Raw genomic sequence first — 22776 nt, 5'->3', positions numbered from 1 at the left:
ATACTCGTTTAAAATTGAACATCAAGTCCGAATGTAAATACTCTGCTCTTTGGATATGCACCCCAATCCAGACCGGGAGTCATAGGATTGCTGGCTGCTGTGCTGACTTCCGGATCATATCCGCTATATCCGCTGATGCAGAACAAGTTCTGTGCAGTACCATATATGCGAAGTTTGGATATGTGGATTTTGTTAATCCATTTTTTCGGCAGGCTGTATCCTAATGTCATGTTCTTCAGTCGTAGGAACGAACCGTCTTCTACGAAGCGTGAGTACACGTCTCCCTTTACATACCCTTTCGTTGAGGGTACTTTGTTGGATGCATTGGTAGGACTCCAACGATCGGCGACTTCTGCCAGCATATTGTAGCGCTGGTCTTGTGAACCGGTTGCAAACTGACGGGTTGCGTTGAACACATCATTGCCATAGCTGTATTGTAACATGAAACTAAAATCTATTCCTTTGAAACTAAAAGAGTTGGTGATACCTCCAAACCATTTCGGCATGGCATTACCGATGACTGTGCGGTCGGCGGTAGTGATCTTTCCGTCACCGTTTTGGTCTTTGTATTTTACTACGCCCGGAGCAGCCCCACCATCATAACGTGTGTTGTTCGTAATACCCGGCTTCAAGATGAGTTTTCCTGTAGCGGCTGAAGTGTAGAAATCGTCTACTTGATAAATACCATCGAATTCATAACCGTAAATCAATCCTAATGATTCGCCTACTATGGCACGATAGTCTGATTGAGTATAATTGGTTCTATCGAAGTTAGAATATGCTTCTGCATAGTTGGCACCGGAAGATAAAGCTTTCAGTTCATTGCGAATGAATGAAATATTGAAGTCTGTACTCCAGGTAAAATTACGATTTTGGATATTAGTGCTATTAATAGCCAATTCGATACCGCGATTCTGGATTTTACCAATATTCTGCATTTGTGATGAGAATCCGGTAACATACGCTAGGTTTTGCGCAAGTAGCAAGTCTTTGGTATTCTTGATAAAGAAATCAGCTGTAACATTCAGGCGATTATCAAAGAACCCAAGGTCAACACCTAGATTGGTAGTACTTGAACCTTCCCATTTCAAATTTTTATTCTTCAGGTGAGATTGAGTCAGTACAGTGGAAGTTGTGTTACCAATACCATATTTACTTTGTGTATAGAGGTCTAATGACAGGAAATTAGCAATACGGTCGTTACCTACAATACCCCATCCTAAACGAAGTTTCATGTTAGATACAAAAGGAAGATTCTGTTTCATGAATTTTTCTTCCGAGATACGCCATGCAGCGGAGAAAGCCGGGAAAAATCCCCATTTATTTTTGTATGAGAAAACAGTAGAACCATCCGCACGTACAGTAGCTGTCAGCATATATTTGTCGTTGAATGAATAATTTCCCCGCGCAAAAAATGATAACATGGTTTTATCTCCAAACGAGGTGTTTACTTTACTGGGAACTGCACCTAGACCTAGATTGTCATTACCGATATTATCTGAAGGGAAATTTTTTGCTTGTCCCAATAAGAATTCGGAACTTCTGTATGCGAGTTCCTCACCTAACATTATTTCATAACGATGTTGCTTTATTTTTTCTACCCATGTTAACTGGTTGTAATTGGTCCAACGTTTTTCGCGTCCCATCTGAGTTTCTCCATAAGGCATTTGACCATTAGTGTAGGCCTGTCTTGTCTGAGTTTTGTAGAATACATCTCTACGGGTGTTGGTCGTATTGTATGTACCAGCTGTCTTAAATGTTAATTTCTTAGTGATTTTTGCAGTAAGAGACAAATTGGCACTCCACATTTCAGAGCGCTTGTTGTCTGTCGTATTTTCAGCTTGTAGGATGGGGTTCACCTGTGCTAGACTTTCGCCTGTTTCCAACATAGCCGGGTCGATGGCACTAGCCAGTAGTTCTTCATTGGTTTTAGCCAGACCTCCTGTAGGACGTGATCTTAATATCTGTCCTAACATATTGAAACGTCCTCCATCACCGGAAGTTCCGGCACCTTCTTTCAATGTATTGGAATAATTGATAGTAGCATCGGCTGTAATATACTTATTAATCTTCTGATTGATACGAACTTTACCGGTTGTTTTAGTAAAACCGCTATTTCTGAAAATACCGTTTTCTTTGTAATGAGAGAAAGAAGCAGAGTATTTGGTACCGTCATTACCTCCTGTTACGGAAATGTTATGATCTTGCGACCAAGTAGGACTGAAAGTTTCTCCTTGCCAATCTACAGATTCTACTCCAATATAGTCGTCCAAAGTACGATATTTGTAATACTCCCCTGTTTCGGAATTGATTTCGTTGCGGTAATAACCGGGGATAAACTTGGTATCTAGTTCTCCCTGTAGTTTTACAAATTCATAGGCGTTGAGCAAGTCTAATTGTTTGGTGATTTTACGATAAGTAGCAGAACCATTGTAGCTGACTACTGGTCTACCTACCTTACCTGATTTAGTGGTTACCATCACTACACCATTAGCTGCGCGCGCACCGTAAATAGCTGATGAAGAAGCATCTTTTAGAATTTGAATAGATTCAATATCAGAGTTTGCCAAGTAGTCAATGTTGTCAACTTGGAAACCGTCAACAATGTAAAGGGGAGTAGCGTCACCGTTTAATGTTCCTACACCACGAATCTTAATATCAAATCCTGCGCCTGGAGTTCCGTCAGTTTGGGTAATTTGTACACCGGCCACTTGACCTCCTAAAGCTGCCATAACAGAACTGCTTTTAAATTCTTCTATATCCTTGGCGGCAACAGAAGCTACAGAACCAGTCAAGTCACTTTTTTTCATAGAACCATAACCCACTACAATAACTTCATCAAGCACTGCATTGTCCGGTTCCATTTTAATGTTTAACTTTTTGTCTGTTTGCGCAATTTTCACTTCTTGATTTTTATAACCAATATAGCTGAATACCAGTGTTGAACCTTTTTGGGCTTGGATAGTAAAGTTACCATCAAAATCAGTTGTCGTTCCGGTTTGACTTCCTTTTACCATGACGGTAGCACCAATCATAGGCATGTCTGTTTCGTCTACTACCACACCTTTGACGTTTTGTGCCGAAACACAGATTGTAGCTATGAGAGCTAAGAGGGTGAACCACCCTCTTTTGCTTATTGCTTTTGTAGATATATTGTACATAATTGTAATGTCTTTTAATTTAGAAATTTTCATCAAACCATATCAATAATGGGAATGCTTTGGGACAATTCTTATCAGAGCTTAATTTGCCTGAATCTCCATCTGTTCTATAGGTCATTTGACCAGTCATAATACCATTGGCAAATTGTCCGTTTTCTTCTCCATACGCAGGATCACCAAACCATTTATTGGGATTAATGGTGACAGCCCATCCTTTGGTCGGGTCGACATAACCTAATGCATCTGATAACTTCTTATTAATTTTATTAGAAATTCCATCATAATAGGACATAGGTGCTCTTGCTCCATAATTGGGTGCTTTTGATCCATAATAATTACGCCATACTTGGTTCATAAAATAGGTTGGATCAGCTGGAGTTGGAGGATTTGTATTGTTATTGTTGGTGCTGATTGCCCCCGATTTATGTGTTTTAGGTCCTTCCAGATTTTGATAACGGAATGAACGACGATAATCCATTACAAATTGTGAAACATCTGTTACTCCGACTAACGTAGGTTCTACAGAAATTCCTCCCTTTCTTGGGTTTACTTTGAATACAAATGGAGTATATTCTATTCTAATAGAATTTGTACTAGGATTAAAGTCAAATGCAATGAAAGTTTTAAAAGTTCTTGCAAGATCACCTTCTCCGGCTGTGGCTTCTACTATTAGATAAGCGATAGGAGCATCAGCTTCTTTGAAATTATCCGGGGAGAATCGAACTACACCTGTTGCTTCATCTATCATAGGATATCCTGTTTGATTAGGATCGTCTAAATTGAATTTAGTGGCTATCTTCCATTTGAAAACAATACCTTTATCATCTAAATTCGTTTCTGGAGTTAAAACCAAACTACCCAATTCTGCTGCACTTCTAATACGATATTGTGAAGCTTCTGTTGCCTTATCCAATCCGAGGTTATTACCGTAATATACATACACTATATTATTAGGATTTGGAGTAACTGTTAATAAGAAAGTTGTGATAGTCGGATTTCCCTTACTGTTATCTGCTTGTACCTTAACTTCATATCTGCCTTCTGGTATACTATTCCCTTTTTTTGCAGTGATCTTACCATTACTCGGATTGATAGTCAATTGTCCTTCAAACTTTTGGTCAAGGTCTACGAATGAATAGGTGACATAGTTTCCTTGCATTCCTTCTTTGGGTTGAGCTGATATAGGCGCGTATTGTGCTATCTCTAAAGCTGCGTATTCAAATCCTGATATAGGAGTGATTTCATCAACTACTTGAATTGTGAATTTAGTTGGCATTTCTACACCTTCAGGAGCGAATTTGTTGGAAACTTTTATAGTGATTTCATAGTTTCCGGCTTCTGTGATACCATGTCCTTTGGCGATTGATATAGCTCCGGTTGTTTCATTGATAGTCACTTTTCCTTCTGCTATTTCCGGAATAATGTTAGCTATACTGAACTTAGCTTCCTCTGTTGAACCTTCAATGACAGGCATAGGGCTGATATATTCTGTTTGTCCGTTCGTTTCAGACTCTTTCTCCATGATACCTTTATTGGTAGCGTTATACGTTACATCTATTGGTTTGGAAGTCAGATTGAATGTGATAGCATCAGCAAATATACCTTCTCCTGCTAAAGTAGTCAGTTTTAATGATACTTTGTGCAAACCCGGTTTCATCTTCTTTATAGCCTCTTCATCTGGATTAATAGAAATAACTCCACTTTGAGAAATCTTGAAGAATTCTTTCTCCGGACCATCTGCTATTGCATAACCGCCGCTGGGGATTGTGACGTGTTCACCTTCTGTTATTACTTTTGCAGTAGCTTTCGATTCTCCAATTTCTTCAAAGTCGATTTCAATATAATCAGGTTCTACTTTAATTCCATCGGGAACGCTGGGCAACATTTTTACTTGTATGGCATCTTTGAATTCATGGTAGTTGCCATTGCTATTACATCCTACAGAGATGGAATATAATCCCACCGGTAGATTATCAGAGTTAACAATTCGAACACTACCATCCTTGCTGTCAATGATAAATGATTCGGATGTGTATGGTTCACCATTAAAAGTGATTCCGGTGATAACGAAATCTGTCGGTTCACCTCCTGTATATGTAGGCTTTTCAATCACTGCATTCATTGATGGACCTATATCAGTGAGGCTGTAATAATAGATGGCAAAGCCAGTTGTGTTGGTAGTCTCTGTATCCGTGCATGAGAAGCCTGTAAGAGTCAGGACTACTATAGATAAGATTGCCAGGAATCTAGAGGTTAGTTTTTTTAAATTCATAGTGTTATGATATTAGTTATTATTTTCTGGTATTGTATAGCTTAACTCATAAGGAGTACCATTTACCGTGACTTTGATAGCAACAGCTTTTCCTGTGTAACCTCCATCGGTAAATTCAGCATTAATTGTGGTACCTGTTGGATTGGAGGTTGGATATATGACAGTAATGGCACGAGTTGCAGTTTCTGCTTTTCCTTTTCTAAGCGTGATAAGGTATCTTAAACGATCTTTATATGATACTACGCCATGATCATTTGATATGTTACTAGCTTTTGCAGTCAATGCAGTTTTAGTATCCACATTTTCAGAATATGTACGAATGACAATGTTATTGCCATCTTTAAAAACAGTGTGCGCTCCTAATATGTTATTTGCTTGATCGTTGTCAACAACAACATTTCCGTCTTTGGTTCCTTCGCAAAGATTGAAGTTTAGATTGTATTTTTGTCCCTTTTCCGGACCATATAGTTCATCTACGAGAACAAAGAATCCATTATCAATGTCATTGTGGTTAACATGGAATACTGATCGTCTATGATTTAATACATCAGATTTCGGTGTTTCTTTTTGTATGTAGGCGGCGTTTTCAGTAACAATATAATTCGTGTTACCATCTGTTCCCTTGTAAATGAACTTTCCTAACATTTGGTCAATGTTGTTTTCAAATATAGTGATAGTATTGTGCCAAGCTGTTTGCTCATATACATTTCGCTGCGAATCACCACTATATGCATATACACCTGCATCAGGGAAGAAGTTACGTCCTTTATGGAATAAGCTGAATGTGTTATTATCCGCTTGACAATGCCATTTCTTTTTAGGATTATAGTTGTTCTTTAAAATGAACATGGACACTTTACTAGGGTCTTGATCCCATCCATTACGTAGCATGTAATAACCGGAATATTCGTATGCTTTTAATGTATAAGTTGGTTTTTTACCTTCTTTACCTTGGGTAGCCATCCATTTCATACCTTCGTTGTCCGGAAACATCTGTGCATAGCGTGTGAAATTCTTTATCAACATACTCTTTTGCATACGTCCTGAACGAGTGTCGTTAAAATTTTCTACAGAGTAGTTCGGATAAACTAAGTCCATCACAAATTCTGTTGCTTTACGTAAGGACGGCATATAATCGGCTGAAAAATAATGTGCTTTATTATTCTCTTTTGCCACTTCGTAGGCGTTATAGAAGTCTGAAATAGCACCTACATGATAACTCGGGTCAAGCTCGTTTTGTATACCGTCGGGATTGAACTGTTCTTTTATTTGTTCGTTTAATTTGCGGGTACCTTCTTCCACCCATTCTTCTGCTTTCTTTAGTTCCGGGAATAAAACACCAGCTAAAGTAAGTGAATATAACTGTGTTACTAATATATTACCTTCCGGTTTATAGAGTTTGCGGATGCTCTCCACTTGATCTACATACTGAGTGAGAAAGATGGATAACCATTCAGGAGTGAAATTGGCAGAATGTATATAATAGGTCATTAAATCTGCTTGTGAGCTAACTCGCTCTGCGATTTGTAATCCGGACCATGGAAAATATTCATCCTTAATAACTTCCGGACATGGATAATTTTTCATCCAATCGGTGAAAACTTCTTTCCAAGACAGTATGTATTTCTCGTCTTTAGTCATGTAATACGCTTTAGCTTGAGGTACCATCCACTGATGACGATGACGCTGATATTTGAACTCATTATCTGTTATGCCGTCAACCTTTAAGTCCCAATTTATTGTTCCATCACTATTTTTGAAAGAATAGTAAATATCTTTCGACTCGTCTCTAACTCCATCGGTTTCTCCTCTAGTTTCAGGGAAGTTCCTTACATAAAAGCGATAGTCCAGAGCTTGATTTGCAATGTTTAGTTCCACTGCTGATGCTGTAGTTCCTAAAAGAGTTACATTCGGGTTTACTACATCTGTACGCATGCGATAATAATCTAGTAATGCATTAGCAGCTAATTGATAGTTTCCTGCTTCATAGTACTGTTTTACTTTTTCTAGACCTTTATAATCTAGATTGATAACTTCAAATAGTTTTTTTTCAATTCCTTCACCTTCATCGGGAAGAATGTTTTCTTTGTCGTTGTTGGGCTCTCCAATGATTAATTCGTCTTTGTCGTCTGTGCAATTAGACAGAAAGAACATTGCGAATAAACAAATAAAGATGTTCTTCATACTTTATTAGGTTTTAATTATTAAAAGTTATATTTTACTGTTTGCAAATGTAATCTGTTTATTTAGAAATGATGATTTGTCCTGTTCACACTTTGTTCAAAAAATGATTTTTTGATATTAATATTGTTGAATCATATATTAATAATGTTTAGAAAAACGGTTTTTAGGCTGATATTAAGCTTTTTATACATCATAATGTAACTTTCATCCTATTCTTTTATGAAATGAACTAATTCATTTTGATACGGGAGGGAAACGGTACGGAGACGAACTAAACGCTAGTTGTCAATAAGAGATAAGCTGTTTTAATACTGTGTTTAGTTTCCTATCTTCTATAAATAATAATTAGCTCTACATTCTAGTTTGCGTTCCACTTAAGTCGAACGATAGAACCACTTAAGTTGAACTATTGCTCCACTTAAGTGGAACGCAAATTTATTAGGGAACGAAGAAAATAATAGCTCCAAGAAGAATTATTAAAAAGACTATTGTGTTAGATTAATCCTTGTAACTATGAATTTAGCTCAAAACCCTACTGAAAAAAGAAAAGTACTGTTTTATACATTGAGGTTGTTTGTTATGTATAAACTCTCTGTAAATCCAAAAATATTATGATTTTTATGGAATCCAATCCGTAAAAATCATAATATTTTTGGATTTACCTCTCTAGTTGTTTATCCCTTTGCTTTCTTAATATACTCCGTAGGCAAGCATCCGAAATACTTTTTGAAACTCGTAGCAAAGTAAGACGGCGTATTAAATCCTACCATTGTACTGACCTCTGCTATTGTATAGCGGCCATCCTTCAGTAGTTTTGCCGCTTCATTGAAACGAATCTTGCGTATAAAGTCGATAGTCGATTCACCTGTGATAGCTTTCAATTTGAGGTGCAGATTAGAACGGCTCATATTCATTTCTCTGGCGAACTCGTCGGTAGAGAATTCAATATTATCCATATTCTTTTCTACGATGGCAACGGCACGTTTCAATAAAGCTTCATCCATGGCGTTGAACGTAATCTTTTCCGGTTCCACTTCCAGAGATTTGGAATACCGTTCAAGCATACGCCTGCGGGTCCGCATCATATTCTGTATCTTCGTAGTCAGGATAGCCAGTGAGAACGGTTTCGGGATATAATCATCTGCTCCCATTTGCAGGCCTTCCATCTGATCTTTGGTTTCGCTTTTGGCAGACAGGATAATCACAGGAATGTGACAGGTACGGATATTCTGCTTCACATTCTTGCATAGCTTGATACCATCCATCACAGGCATCATGACATCAGTCACAATAATGTCCACTTCATTCTCTTTCAGCTTTTCCAGGGCTTCTTCACCATTTCCGGCTTCCAGTGTATTGAAAAGTTCGGCAAGTCCGCTACTTAGATAATGGCGGATTTCATTATTGTCTTCTACGATAAGAATCGTACCACGTTTCTTGTCACCAGTTTCGATCGTTTCGTTTTCTACTTTTTCCGTATCAATGAAATACATCTCTTTCGAGTTGGTAGAATAAACTTGGTCCTCCTCATTTTTCGCGTCATTAGAAGCTAATTCGGAAGATTTGTAGATGTTTATATCCTGTGGCAGATAAACAGAGAAAGTACTGCCTTTGCCTTCTTCACTGTCTAACTCAATACGTCCGTGATGCAGTTCCACCAAACGCTGTACCAATGACAGCCCGATGCCGCTTCCTACGTGCTCACTCTCTATCTGATAGAAACGTTCGAATATTTTCCCCTGCTTGTTGATAGGAATACCAATACCGGTATCACTAACTTGCAGTACCAGCCAATTGTTTTCCTCTTTCAACGTAACAGTAATGCTTTGCCCGCTTTCTGTATATTTGAAAGCATTTGAAAGCAGGTTATTAACAATCAGTTCCAGATAATTCGGATCGAAAAGTTCCTCTTTTTCTTCCAGTTCGGAGTGGAGAGTATAAGTAATCTTCTTGTGGCGTGCCAGTTTATCGTAGAACAAGAAATTATCCTGTATCAGTTGATGCGCATTCTCTTTCTTCACTTTCAGCTCGAAAACTCCCAATTCGGCACGGCGATAATCCATCAACTGGTTGACAAGATGCAACAGACGATTGGCGTTGCGTTGGATATATTCCAGCTGGTTACGAGTCCAGCGATCACTAATCTTATTGATTATTTCTTGTAAAGGAGCTAAGATGAGAGTTAACGGCGTACGAAGCTCATGCGAAATATTGATGAAGAAACGCATCTTCATCTGGTTGATTTCTTCTTGATGCTCCTTGTCCCTGCGTTCAAGTTCCAGTTCCGCTTCCATACTCTTACGCATCCAGAAGAAGCGGAAGACGAAAGTGATAAACCCGATAAAAGTGGCGAGGAAAATCATGATTGCCCACCAGGTCTTGTACCATATAGGGAGAACTATGATTTCCAACATTGTAGGTACAGTATTCCATTTTCCGTCACTATTGGCAGCTTTTACCAAAAAGTGATAAGTGCCTTGTGGCAGGTTGGAGTAGGAGACAGTACGTTTATCTGTCAGATAATACCACTCTTTGTCATATCCTTCCAGTTTATAAGCGAAAGTATTATGTTGTCCCGAAATATAATTGGATACTACAAATTCAATCGTGAAAGCAGTTTGCCATGATTTCAGGGTGATACTTTCTGTCTCATTGATATTCTTAGTCAGGATACCGGTTTCATCATCCGGGCGAACTGTCTTGTTAAACAGTTGAAGTTTAGTGATAACTACCGGAGGCGTATAAGGGTTATCCAGCAACAGTTCCGGGCGGAAAGTAGTGATCCCGTTGATACCTCCGAAATACATTTGGCCGCTTGAAGTACGGCAGAACGAAGAAGTATTAAACTGATTACTCTGTAATCCGTCGGATTCCGTAAAATTACGGAACCTCTCTGTTTCCGGATTGAAACAGGAAATGCCACGGTTGGTACTTACCCAAAGACGTCCGAAAGTATCTTCCAGAATACCATATACCACATTGTTGGGCAAACCGTTAGCCGTAGTATATCGTTTGATTTTCTTTTCTTTCTCATTAAAACAGTAGAAGCCTTCACGCGTACCTACCCAAATGATACCGTTGGCAGCCTCGTAAATGCAATTGGTAAACGTCTTTGTTACAGATGATTCCGGCAGAATAGGCACCTTTTCTATCTCGATTCCTTCCTGCTGAAAGACAGATATACCTTCCTCACCCCCGACCCAAAGCCGTTTATGGGAATCTCTGAACAGGATTGTGATTCGTTGTGAAGTAAATGGAGTACCGTCCTTTTCCTTATCAATGGTGGTAAAACTCTTTTTTTCCGGGTTAAAACTAACCAGAGCACTTAATGTCCCCAATAAGAGATTTCCCCCTTTATCAGGAAGAATTGCATATACATTCTCATTCACCAACTGGCTGTTCAGCTGATTGAAACTTTCCATTTTTCCACTGTTTCGATGGAGAACAGTCAGTCCGCCGGCATGTGTCCCTATATATACAAGTGATTTTTGTTCATCTACATATACGGCTTTGATATTGTTGGAACCAATACCGATTTCCCGTTCGTCTTCCTGTAAGATATAGTGCGTAAACTGTTGTGTCTTTGTATTATACAGATTCAAACCACCATCATTCGTTCCTATCCATAAGTTCTTATCCTTATCTTCCGTAATGCAGCTGACTACGTTATCGCTTAGAGAATTCTTATAGGGAATACGCTGGATATTCTTGAATCTGTTGCGGATAGGATGGTAATAGTTCAATCCCCCGAAATAGGTTCCAAGCCACATACCTCCTTGCGAATCCATAAAGATACTGCGAACCGAACGTTGTGACAAACTGCCGTTTTCTACCGGACTGCTACTGTAGGAAACGAAAGAATCGCTTCCTTCATGATAAATGTTTAGATCATTGAACGTTCCTATCCATAAGCGATTTTGCGAATCCAGTGCCAGAGAGCGGATATAATTGGAACTGATACTTTTAGGATTGGAAGAAGAATGATGATAAGCCTTGACCTCTTTCGTTTTCGGATTGAGCAGAAGCAGACCGGCTCCTTCGGTAGCTACCCATATACGGGTAGGAGATTGCTGCAAAATGGCCTGAATCTGTTTCGTTTCCGTTATCGGAGTAATCTTTTCCAGTTTCTTTTGAGGAATGGAATAGCTGTAAAGCCCGTCGACCGGGGTACCGATATAGATAATATCCCCCTGTCTGTAAAGAGCTGAAGCTATAAGCTTGTGCATAGCGGTACTAAAAGAATCGTCTACAAACTTAGATTCTTTAATATCGAACATGGTCAGTCCTTCCTGTGTGCTTATAAGCAACTGTTCCGGTGAGATTTCTGCAATACCATTGATTTGTTGCCGTTTGCCCTTTTTCTCGTAGAAGAAATTTCTGAATTTGTCTTTTTCTTCGTCATAATATGACAAACCATCCCGCGTACCGATCCAGACACGTCCCTGACTGTCAGTCTTTACGATTCGTGAAATGTCATTAGCAATACTGTTCGGATCCTCTTCATTATGTTGATAAACTGTAAATGAATACCCGTCATACTTGTTTACTCCATCATAGGTAGCGAACCACATATTACCTCTTTGGTCCTGATCGATAGAGAATACGGTGCTTTGTGACAATCCTTCGTTAATAGAAATATAAGAGAAGTTAATTTGCTCCGGAACTTCAGAAAAAACGCAATTAACCCCTATACATAGAAAGAGTAGACAGATTGTTGTTTTTTTAAGGCTGTTCATTATTAGTTCATAAGATTAATAATGGCATCAAAGATAGCAAAATCTTTTATATGGAGGTATTCAATAGAGAGAAAGTAAATATAGGGAATGAAAAAATACCACCAATTATACAGATTAGCACGGATTTTTATATCGACAATCTTCGAATTACAATTAAATCTGTGTTAATCTGTGTAATCGGTGGTGAAACTTGAAACTGGTAGGTAATTTATTTAGCTAAATCTCCTATCTCGTCTAAATTCTTCTGAATATCTTCGTCATTCAATGTATAATTCACCAGATCACCGGCCAAATACTTGTCATAAGAAGCCATATCGATCAGACCATGTCCCGAAAGATTGAACAGAATCACTTTCTCTTCTCCTGTCTCCTTACATTTGTTAGCTTCGCGGATAGCCGCTGCAATAGCGTGGCTGGATTCGGGAGCCGGAATAATACCTTCGGACTGCGCAAACAGACAACCGGCTTCGAAAGACTCCAGTTGCTGTATATCTACCGCTTCCATCAGATTATCTTTGAGCAACTGTGAAACGATTACACCTGCGCCGTGATAACGAAGCCCACCGGCATGGATATGAGCAGGAGCAAAATTATGTCCCAAAGTGAACATCGGCAGCAATGGAGTATATCCGGCTTCATCACCGAAGTCATATTGGAACTTACCACGTGTCAGTTTCGGACAAGAAGCAGGTTCGGCAGCAACGAAACGAGTCTTTTTCCCTTCCTGTATGGTGTGGCGCATGAACGGGAAAGAGATACCTCCGAAGTTGGAACCACCTCCGAAACAACCGATCACGATATCCGGATATTCGCCTGCCATTTCCATTTGTTTTTCAGCTTCCAGTCCGATAATAGTCTGGTGGAGAGTCACGTGGCTAAGTACGGAACCGAGCGTATATTTACAGTTGGGAGTCATTTGTGCCAGTTCGATAGCTTCCGAAATAGCAGTTCCCAATGAACCTTGATAAGTGGGGTGTTTCGTCAGAATATCCTTACCGGCACGGGTAGACATAGATGGAGAAGGAGTGACCTGTGCTCCGAAAGTCTGCATGATGCTGCGGCGGTATGGTTTTTGTTCATAACTGATTTTTACCTGATAAACGGCAGCTTCCAGGCCGAAAACCTTGGCTGCGTAAGAAAGAGCGGCTCCCCATTGTCCGGCACCGGTTTCAGTGGTAATGTTGGTAACTCCTTCTTCTTTACAATAATAAGCTTGTGCCAATGCAGAGTTCAACTTATGCGAACCGATAGGGCTTACGCTTTCGTTCTTAAAATAGATATGAGCCGGAGTGCCGAGTGCTTTTTCCAAACCATAAGCACGAACCAGCGGAGTGCTACGATAGTACTTGTACATTTCACGCACTTCTTCCGGTATTTCTATCCATGCATCCGTCTGATTCAGCTCCTGATGACACAGTTCTTTTGCGAAAATCGGATATAAATCTTCTGCTTTCAGCGGTTGTTTGGTTCCCGGGTGCAACGGAGGCATAGGCTTGTTCACCATATCAGCCTGAATGTTGTACCAGTAATGTGGAATTTCTTCTTCCGGTAGAATATACCGTTTTCTTTTTTTACTCATAATATTGTAGTTTTTTAGTTTTCTGTTGCCAAAAGTAGTCAAATTTTTAATATTCAGAAAATTTTGTCAACAAAGAATCGTGTTTGATTGTTATTTTAGTTAAGTTTGCACGACCCCGTTAAAAAAGATGATATGAAGATTTATCATAAGTTTTTATTGTATCAGAATAAACTCCTAAAACCCTATGTACGTATTTTGTTAGGGCTGATAGAAGCACTCACTTATCTGGCATCTTTATCATTGATTGTCGGAGTAGTATATGAACATGGCTTTCCCTTGTCTATTGATGAAGTGGCGAATTTGCAGACATTGTATAAAACTGTCTGGATCATTTTTCTGATTGATGTCACTTTACATATCTCGCTGGAATACCGGAATACTAAAAAGCAATACCGGCGATTAGCCTGGATATTGAGTGGATTGTTATATCTCACGTTGGTACCTGTTATATTCCATCGTCCGGAAGAAGAAGGAGCTATTTTGCATATTTGGGAATTCTTACATGGGAAGTTTTATCATCTTTTGTTATTGTTAGTTCTTTCTTTCCTCAATCTGTCCAATGGGCTGGTGCGTCTGTTGGGACGGCGTACCAATCCGTCTTTGATATTGGCAGTCAGTTTTATGGCTATTATTCTGATTGGAGCAGGCTTGTTGATGCTTCCGCGCTGCACGGTAAATGGTATCACCTGGGTAGACTCTTTATTTACCGCTACCAGTGCCGTATGCGTTACAGGCCTGGTACCGGTAGACGTGTCTACTACATTCACCACTTCGGGATTAGTTGTCATTATCCTGTTGATTCAGATTGGCGGATTGGGAGTGATGACATTAACCAGTTTCTTCGCCATGTTCTTCATGGGGAATACCTCCATTTACAACCAGCTTGTTGTGCGTGATATGGTTAGTTCCAATTCATTAGGTTCTTTGCTGTCTACTTTATTATATATATTAGGCTTCACTTTAGTGATTGAAGGGATCGGTATGGTTTCGATTTGGTTTAGTATTCACGGAACGTTGGGAATGACTCTGGAAGGAGAGTTGGGCTTTGCTGCTTTCCATTCTATTTCAGCTTTTTGCAATGCGGGCTTTTCTACGCTTTCCGGCAATTTAGGAAATCCGATGGTGATGACTAACCACAATTGGCTGTTTATTACCGTTTCTCTATTGATTATATTTGGTGGTATCGGTTTCCCCATCCTTGTCAATTTCAAGGATATTGTATTGTATCACCTCCGTCGTTTCTGGAAATTGATTCGTACCCGCAAACTGGATCGGCATAAAATGCAGCACCTCTATAACCTGAATACGAAAATCGTGTTAATCATGACTTTCCTGCTTTTATTAATCGGTACATTAGCTATTGCTGCTTTTGAGTGGAATGGTTCTTTTGCCGGTATGCCTGTGGCAGATAAGTGGACACAAGCTTTCTTTAATGCCACTTGTCCGCGAACAGCCGGTTTCAGCAGTGTCGACCTGGCATCATTGAGCGTGCAGACATTGTTGGTTTATCTATTCCTGATGTGGGTGGGCGGTGGATCACAGTCCACGGCAGGTGGTGTGAAAGTGAATGCTTTTGCGGTCGTAGTTCTGAATCTTGTAGCCGTATTGCGTGGCACTGAACGAGTGGAAGTGTTCGGCAGAGAATTGTCTTACGATTCAATCCGGCGTTCCAATGCAACAGTAGTCATGTCATTGGGAGTCTTATTCATTTTTATTTTTACATTGAGCATACTCGAACCGGGTGTTTCCATTATGGCATTAACTTTCGAATGTGTCTCTGCGCTTAGTACCGTGGGTTCCAGTCTGAATCTGACCCCTCATTTGTGCGACGCGAGCAAACTATTGGTGTCTTTGTTGATGTTTATTGGTCGTGTGGGGTTAATAACATTGATGTTGGGAATCGTCAAACAGAAAAAGAATACAAAATACCGTTATCCAAGTGATAACATCATAATAAACTAAAGCTATGAAGTATATTATTATTGGTTTAGGAAATTACGGCCATGTGTTGGCGGAAGAACTGTCCGCCTTGGGACACGAAATTATAGGTGCGGATATAAGCGAAAGTCGTGTAGATTCCATCAAAGATAAGGTTGCTACAGCTTTTGTCATTGATGCTACTGACGAACAGTCATTATCAGTGTTGCCATTGAATAGTGTGGATATAGTTATTGTAGCGATTGGAGAGAATTTTGGTGCGTCGATACGAGTCGTTGCCCTGTTGAAGCAGAAAAAGGTTCCCCGTATTTTTGCCCGTGCTATTGATGCCGTACATAAAGCGGTGCTTGAAGCTTTTGATCTGGAACGAATCCTGACCCCGGAAGAAGATGCTGCCCGCAGCCTGGTACAACTGCTCGACTTCGGTACTAACATGGAAGGATTCCGCATCGATCAGGATTATTATGTGGTGAAGTTCACGGTTCCGGAGAAATTTGTAGGATATTTTGTGAATGAGTTAAACCTGGATGAAGAGTTTCATTTAAAAATGATAGGATTGAAACGGGCGAATAAGGTCACCAACTGCCTGGGTATTTCTTTGACCGAGCTTCATGTGAAGAATGAATTACCGGAAAATGAGAAAGTGGAAGAAGGAGACGAATTGGTCTGCTACGGCAGGTATCGTGATTTTCAGGCCTTCTGGAAAGCTATTTAGCTAGAGTACTTATAACGTCGCTTTTATTGAGCACAAGTGAGCAAGTTTCAGAGATAGTTGTATGAAGAAACCCATCGGACTTTTTTTCAGTAAAGAAATCCGGTGGGTTTGTTATATGCTGAAGCGTATGCCTTACTTCGTCTGAATACGAATATTTCCGGCTTTCACTCCGTTTGCTTTTGCTGTAAATACAATCTCACCGGCAGTTTCACCGGCTTGCAGGATAGCTGTCAACATACCGTTGAAAGCATGCATTTTTGGAAGATGGAATTGTTCAAGGTTCGTCGGATCGCCATTGGCGGCAGCACGATATTTACCTGTTCCCTTTACCGAGAAATTTATCTGACGATTATCGGCTGGGCAGAGGTTACCGTCTTTGTCTACTACTTTAACAGTCACATAAGCCAGGTCTTTTCCATCTGCAGTCAGTTCGTTACGGTTGCTTACCAGTTCGATGTGATGAGGCTTTCCGGCAGTACGGACTACTTTTTCAGCTACCGCTTTTCCGTTTTTGTCGTAGGCTACTACTTTCACTTCCCCCGGTTCGTACTTTGTATCCATCCACATCAGACGATAGCGGTTCTTTAGCGAACTATTATTCTTGCTTTGTTTTCCATAACTTTTGCCATTGATAAACAATTCGGCAGTAGGATAATTAGTGTACACAAAAATGGGAGTCACTTCACCTTCACGTCCCGGCCAGGTCCAGTGAGGCAGGATATGTAAGGTTTCCGCTTCCTTGTTCCACACGCTACGGTAAAGATAATAGCGGTCTTTGGGTAAACTGGCAAGGTCGATGATACCAAACATTGAACTGTGGTTAGGCCATGAATCCGTATCGTATGGTGACGGTTCACCCAGATAATCAAATCCGGTCCATACGAACTGTCCGATGGTCCAATGATGATCGTCAGCTAATGCAAAGTCCTCGTCCGGAATATTCGACCAGGGACAAACCTCCACATCGTATGAAGAGCATTGATGATCTTCATATTTGGCCCCTTTCTTATCCTCCACCGGGAACTTGTACACGCCGCGTGAGCTGACAGTAGAAGCCGTTTCGCTTCCCAGAATCAGATTCTGCGGGAGTTGGTCGTATGACTCCTGATAGCGTTGCGTACGGTAATTAAGTCCCGGAATATCAATCATTGCTGCAAATCCGTTGGCAAGTACACAAGTCACCTGGTCCATTCCGCAAGTGACAGGACGGGTAGGATCTTCACGATGGCAGATATCCTGCAGGAATTTGGCCACTTTATAACCGACAGGACTGCATTGAGTCGGTACTTCGTTGCCGATACTCCACATAACGACGCAAGGGTTATTCCGGTAATTATGAAGCATATTTATCATATCACGTTCCGCCCATTCATCGAAGTAGCGGTGATAACCATTTTCACATTTGGCGATATCCCATTCATCGAACGGTTCGATCATCATCATAAATCCCATTTCGTCACACAATGCAACGAGTTCGGGAGTCGGCATATTATGAGAAGTACGGATCGCGTCGCATCCCATATCTTTCAATAGCGTAAGCTGATGACGCAGTGCTGCTACATTGATAGCGGCGCCCAACGGACCTAAATCGTGGTGATTGCATACACCCTGAAATTTGCGGTGCTCCCCGTTCAGGTAGAATCCTTTGTCGGCAATGTATTCAATGCTGCGGATACCGAAACGTGTGGTGTAAGTATCTACCAGTTTATCATCCGCATAAATTTTAGAGACAGCCTTGTAAAGCGACGGACTTTCCGGCGACCAGAGTTCGGGCGCGTTTACAATAAAATTTTGTTCAAAAGGTTGTCCGTGATTGATGCGGCTTGTATTCTCTTTCCGGGTAACAACTTTACCTTCCGGAGAAAGAATTTCCGTCTCTACACGGATGGCTGTTTTCTCACCGGCATTGTCTATCTTCGTTTGGAGACGTACGGCTGCAAAATCCTTGTTGACGTGAGGAGTTGTGATTTGCGTTCCCCATACAGGCACATGGATTTTGTCAGTCACAATCAGGTGTACATTGCGATACAGACCTGCTCCCGGATACCAGCGCGAAGATTGCGGACGGTTTTCCAAACGCACGGCAAGCGTATTGTTTTTACCGTTTTTATTCAATAAGGAAGTCACATTACAGTGAAAAGAATTGTAGCCGAAAGGCCAGAAACAAGCTTCTTTTCCGTTGATGTAGACACGCGCTTCACTCATGGCACCGTCAAAGAGTAGTGTCACTTCTTTGTCGGCAGGGGCGTCAAAACTGGTACGATACCATCCGGTACCTACATAAGGAAGACCGCCGGTACGTCCTGTCTTCAAGGAAGCTTTTTTCTCAAAGTTCTGTGTCACTGCCACATTCTGAAGATCATTGTTCATGTCGAATGGACCAAAAATCGCCCAGTCGTGTGGAATAACAACCGATTCCCATTTAGTGTCATTGAACTCCGGCTGACTGGCCTCTTTAAAATCTCCTTTACTGAATTTCCAGTTCTTCTCCAGCAGTGCCTCACTGCGTTGCGCTTGCATAGTGCAGGCGGCGGCCATCAAAAGTACAGCTAATAACTGTTTGGGGTGTTTCATGTTCATTTTTACTTTTCAGGTATAAAATATTTTGGATTCGGCGTAAAGTTATAAAAAAGGATTCAATAATCTTATCTCTTGAAAGCATTAAATGCACTGGCCGGTTTGCCACTGTTGTCAAGCCCCCCTTTGTGATAGCCTTTCCATTCCTTCTTTCCTTCAAATGTAGGAAAAATGTCGGTTACACTTGTAAATATCCCGCTCTTTTTGTTCCTTTGCCATCTATTTATAAACAGAAAACTTACGTATGAGAAAACTAATTTATTTGCTTTTGTTGCCGTTGGCGGTGGCTGTGACTGCATGTGGCGGTAAAAAAGGATCTTCAGATAATCAGTCGCTGCTGGCAAGAATAGACAGTATAGATGCTCACGGATTGCAGCGTATGCAGACGTCTAAGAGCGAAACTAACTTTAAATTCAAAGGAAAAGATTATCATTCCTTTGTTTCACGTACTCCGGACGAAAGTCTGCCTCATGTAACAAATGAGATGGGAGATACTTATGTCGATAATAAAATAGTGCTGCACCTGACACGCGGTAACGAAACGGTATTGAACAAGACATTTACCAAGAATGATTTTTCATCCGTAGTCGATGCAAAATTTCTCTCGAAATCTATATTGGAAGGAATTGTATACGACAAGACCACTCCGCAGGGCATTGTATATGCCGCAAGTGTTTGTTATCCGCAGACAGATTTGTATATGCCGCTTTCTATAACGATCACTGCTGATGGAAAAATGAGCATACAGAAAGTCGATATGCTTGAAGAAGATTTGAACGATGAAGCACCCAATTAAGCCTCCAGGCAGGTGTTGACAGCAAAATTACACAAATGTGAAAACATTTGAGACAAACGAAAGGCAACCGATGAGGTTGCCTTTCGTATTTTTGCACCGTCAACAAACTTAATATCGAATAGAATGAAGAAAAGCATTTTTATTATTTGCGTGCTGGCATCAGGATGCACGGCGATGGCTGAACAAGTCGAGAAACCCGGTCCGGCTATAGAAACACAGACTTTGGTGCCACTGACCGAGCGTGTAAATGTACAGGCAGATTCGGCATGTGTCAATCAGATTATAGATGGTTGCTGGGTAGCAGTCGGAGCTAAAAAAGCGCATGCCATTCAACGTGATTTCAACCTTATGTTCAACGGAAAACCTTCTTATCGTTTTGAACTGAAAGAAGATGATAACACATTATCCGGATATGCAGCGGGGGAAACAAAAGGGCGTGCGGAATTTTCTTATTGTTATGCAACTTCCGATGATTTCAAAGGCAAACCAGCCGATACATATAAGAAAGCACAAATAATGAAAACTGTATATCATCATGGAAAAGGTATTTGTCCGCAAGGTGCTTCCCGCGATTATGAGTTTTCGGTATATATCCCTTCTACATTAGGCAGTGATGTTTCCACCATTTTTGCTCAATGGCATGGAATGCCGGATCGTACTTTGGTACAGACTCCACAGGGTGAAGTGAAGAAACTGACAGCTGATGAGTTCATGGAACTGGACAAGACTACTATTTTTAAGAAAAACATGGGATACGAAAAGAAACCCAAGCTGGACAAGCAAGGTAATCCGGTGAAAGACAAACAAGGCAATCCCGTTTATCAAGCCGGAAAGGCTAACGGATGGCTGGTGGAACAAGGTGGCTATCCTCCATTGGCATTCGGATTTTCAGGCGGATGGTTTTACATCAAAGCAAATTCCGACCGTAAATGGCTGACTGATAAAGACGACCGTTGCAACGCAAATCCGGAAAAGACACCGGTTATGAAACCTGTGACATCTACATATAAAGCATCGACCATTGCTTACAAAATGCCTTTCGCCGATTTTCCGAAAGATTGTTGGATTACATTCCGTATTCATATCGATTGGACAGTCTATGGCAAAGAGGCGGAAACAATTGTAAAGCCGGGTATGCTCGATGTACAGATGGACTATCAGGAAAAAGGGAAAAAGGTTAATAAACACATTGTAGACAATGAGAAAATCATGATTGGACGTAACGACGATGATGGTTATTACTTTAAGTTCGGTATCTACCGCGTAGGTAATAGCACGAAGCCGGTATGTTACAATCTGGCAAACTATTCAGAGAGGTAATTAGTCAGAAGGTAGAAAGAGAGTGATATCCGGATGTCCGTTTAGTGGGCATCCGGATATTTTTTTATAGGTTAATAATCTGAAAAAATAATATCGCATTTGTCAAGTGTGCTTCAATTCTGCAAAAAGATTTGTTTTTTTGTTGCTTGCCAAATGGTATAATATATAAAATTATTAGTGATGCAAATGATGAACAAAAATGGATTTAACCGGTGTGCGGAATTCTACATCGGTCGTTTGCGGAAGGAGGGACGGTATTCCACGGCGCATGTCTACAAGAATGCCATTTTTTCTTTCAGCAAATTTTGCGGCACGTCTAATGTGTCGTTCAGACAGATCACCCGCGAGCGTTTACGACGTTACGGGCAATATCTTTATGAGTGTGGCTTGAAGCCCAATACGATTTCTACGTACATGCGTATGCTTCGTAGTATTTACAATCGGGGAGTGGAAGCGGGCAGTGCGCCTTATATTCCGCGACTGTTTCATGATGTCTATACAGGCGTGGATGTCTGGCAAAAGAAGGCTTTGCCTGCTACGGAATTGCATAAGCTTCTGTATGAAGATCCCAAATCGGAACGTTTACGCCGTACGCAAGCTATTGCCGCCCTGATGTTCCAATTTTGTGGCATGTCGTTCGCGGATTTAGCTCATCTGGAGAAATCGGCACTCGATCAGAATGTACTGCGATACAATCGTATCAAAACCAAAACTCCGATGAGTGTGGAAGTGCTGAATACTGCAAAGGAAATGATTAATCAGCTTCGTAGCAAGGAAAATTCTCATCCTGATTGTCCGGATTATCTGTTTGATATTCTTCGTGGGGATAAAAAACGGACGGATGAAAGAGGTTACCGGGAATATCAGTCCGCTCTCCGTCGATTTAATAATTCTCTGAAGGACTTGGCAAGAGCTTTACATTTGCAATCCCCCGTCACTTCCTATACGCTGCGCCATTCTTGGGCAACGACTGCGAAGTATCGGGGAGTCTCCATTGAAATGATTAGTGAATCATTGGGGCACAAATCTATTAAAACCACACAAATCTACTTGAAAGGCTTTGGACTTAAAGAACGTACAGAGGTAAATAAAGGGAATTTATCTTACATAAGAAACTGTTGTGTAGGTAGCGTAAAAACTGTAAAGTGTTAATCATCAGAATTAAAATATGTGTGTTACTTCTTAGGTAACGGATAATACATACACGAAGCGTACACTATGATGAAAATAGAAATCACACACATGACAAAGGCGTAAAATATGGAAAGGCCTAATACTCAACAGGGAAAATCTAGAGATCAGGCAATAAAAAGTATAGAGCATGAAAATAAGGTTATTTCATGTTCGAATAGTTTTTTGCTCTATGTTTCAGATAAAACGAAAAAAAGTGGAGGAATATTTGCTTTCTATTCGTGTTTTTGTCTATCTTTGCGTCAAATTTAAGTTCCGTTACCTAAGAAGTAACGGAATCACATGGGGTAAAAAAATATGATTTTAA

At 40.5% G+C, this 22776-nt stretch carries 11 protein-coding genes; 5 read left to right on the top strand and 6 right to left on the bottom strand.

Translation table 11 applies throughout. From position 1 onward, the window contains the following. Positions 1-8: 8 nt before the first annotated feature. From DW862_RS17085 to DW862_RS17065, 5 genes are all read right to left on the bottom strand, one after another. On the bottom strand, positions 9-3161 hold the full coding sequence (locus tag DW862_RS17085) for a TonB-dependent receptor (protein ID WP_120069590.1): 3153 nt from the start codon (positions 3159-3161) through the stop codon (positions 9-11). A 19-nt stretch (positions 3162-3180) separates the two neighbouring features. Continuing rightward, positions 3181-5433, bottom strand: a complete 2253-nt coding sequence (locus DW862_RS17080) for a surface glycan-binding family protein (protein WP_120069541.1) — start codon at positions 5431-5433, stop codon at positions 3181-3183. A gap of 12 nt (positions 5434-5445) precedes the next feature. Next, the gene (hepC, locus tag DW862_RS17075; protein WP_008021444.1) at positions 5446-7617 is read right to left on the bottom strand and encodes a heparin-sulfate lyase HepC; all 2172 of its coding nucleotides are present in this window, start codon (positions 7615-7617) and stop codon (positions 5446-5448) included. A gap of 674 nt (positions 7618-8291) precedes the next feature. Next, positions 8292-12353, bottom strand: a complete 4062-nt coding sequence (locus DW862_RS17070) for a two-component regulator propeller domain-containing protein (protein WP_004302193.1) — start codon at positions 12351-12353, stop codon at positions 8292-8294. A 208-nt stretch (positions 12354-12561) separates the two neighbouring features. After that, complete coding sequence (locus tag DW862_RS17065; protein WP_120069538.1) at positions 12562-13932, bottom strand: TrpB-like pyridoxal phosphate-dependent enzyme; 1371 nt, start codon at positions 13930-13932, stop codon at positions 12562-12564. Between the two features lie 132 nt (positions 13933-14064). Here DW862_RS17065 and DW862_RS17060 point away from each other — a divergent pair, with 132 nt between their 5' ends. Both DW862_RS17060 and DW862_RS17055 read left to right on the top strand, forming a co-directional pair. Further along, on the top strand, positions 14065-15894 hold the full coding sequence (locus tag DW862_RS17060) for a TrkH family potassium uptake protein (protein ID WP_008021450.1): 1830 nt from the start codon (positions 14065-14067) through the stop codon (positions 15892-15894). A gap of 4 nt (positions 15895-15898) precedes the next feature. Then, the gene (locus DW862_RS17055; protein WP_008021453.1) at positions 15899-16585 is read left to right on the top strand and encodes a TrkA family potassium uptake protein; all 687 of its coding nucleotides are present in this window, start codon (positions 15899-15901) and stop codon (positions 16583-16585) included. 132 nt (positions 16586-16717) lie between these two features. On the opposite strand, the gene galB is transcribed toward DW862_RS17055, so the two are convergent. Then, a complete protein-coding gene (gene galB / locus DW862_RS17050; protein ID WP_120069532.1) occupies positions 16718-19165 on the bottom strand; it encodes a beta-galactosidase GalB in 2448 nt (815 codons plus the stop codon). Positions 19166-19406: 241 nt separating this feature from the next. Between galB and DW862_RS17040 the strand changes: the two genes are divergently transcribed. The 3 genes from DW862_RS17040 to DW862_RS17030 all read left to right on the top strand — a co-directional run bounded on the left by DW862_RS17040 (position 19407) and on the right by DW862_RS17030 (position 22430). Further along, positions 19407-19958, top strand: a complete 552-nt coding sequence (locus DW862_RS17040; RefSeq protein ID WP_004316589.1) for a DUF4738 domain-containing protein — start codon at positions 19407-19409, stop codon at positions 19956-19958. A 123-nt stretch (positions 19959-20081) separates the two neighbouring features. Beyond that, the gene (locus DW862_RS17035) at positions 20082-21278 is read left to right on the top strand and encodes a heparin lyase I family protein (protein WP_008021459.1); all 1197 of its coding nucleotides are present in this window, start codon (positions 20082-20084) and stop codon (positions 21276-21278) included. 186 nt (positions 21279-21464) lie between these two features. Continuing rightward, complete coding sequence (locus DW862_RS17030) at positions 21465-22430, top strand: tyrosine-type DNA invertase cluster 3b (protein WP_120069587.1); 966 nt, start codon at positions 21465-21467, stop codon at positions 22428-22430. Positions 22431-22776: the final 346 nt, after the last annotated feature.

Source organism: Bacteroides sp. AM37-9, from assembly GCF_003603455.1.
GTDB classification, from domain to species: Bacteria; Bacteroidota; Bacteroidia; order Bacteroidales; family Bacteroidaceae; genus Bacteroides; species Bacteroides xylanisolvens.
The sequence above is the reverse complement of the archived record's forward strand: the minus strand, read 5'-3'. Positions and strand labels throughout refer to the sequence as shown.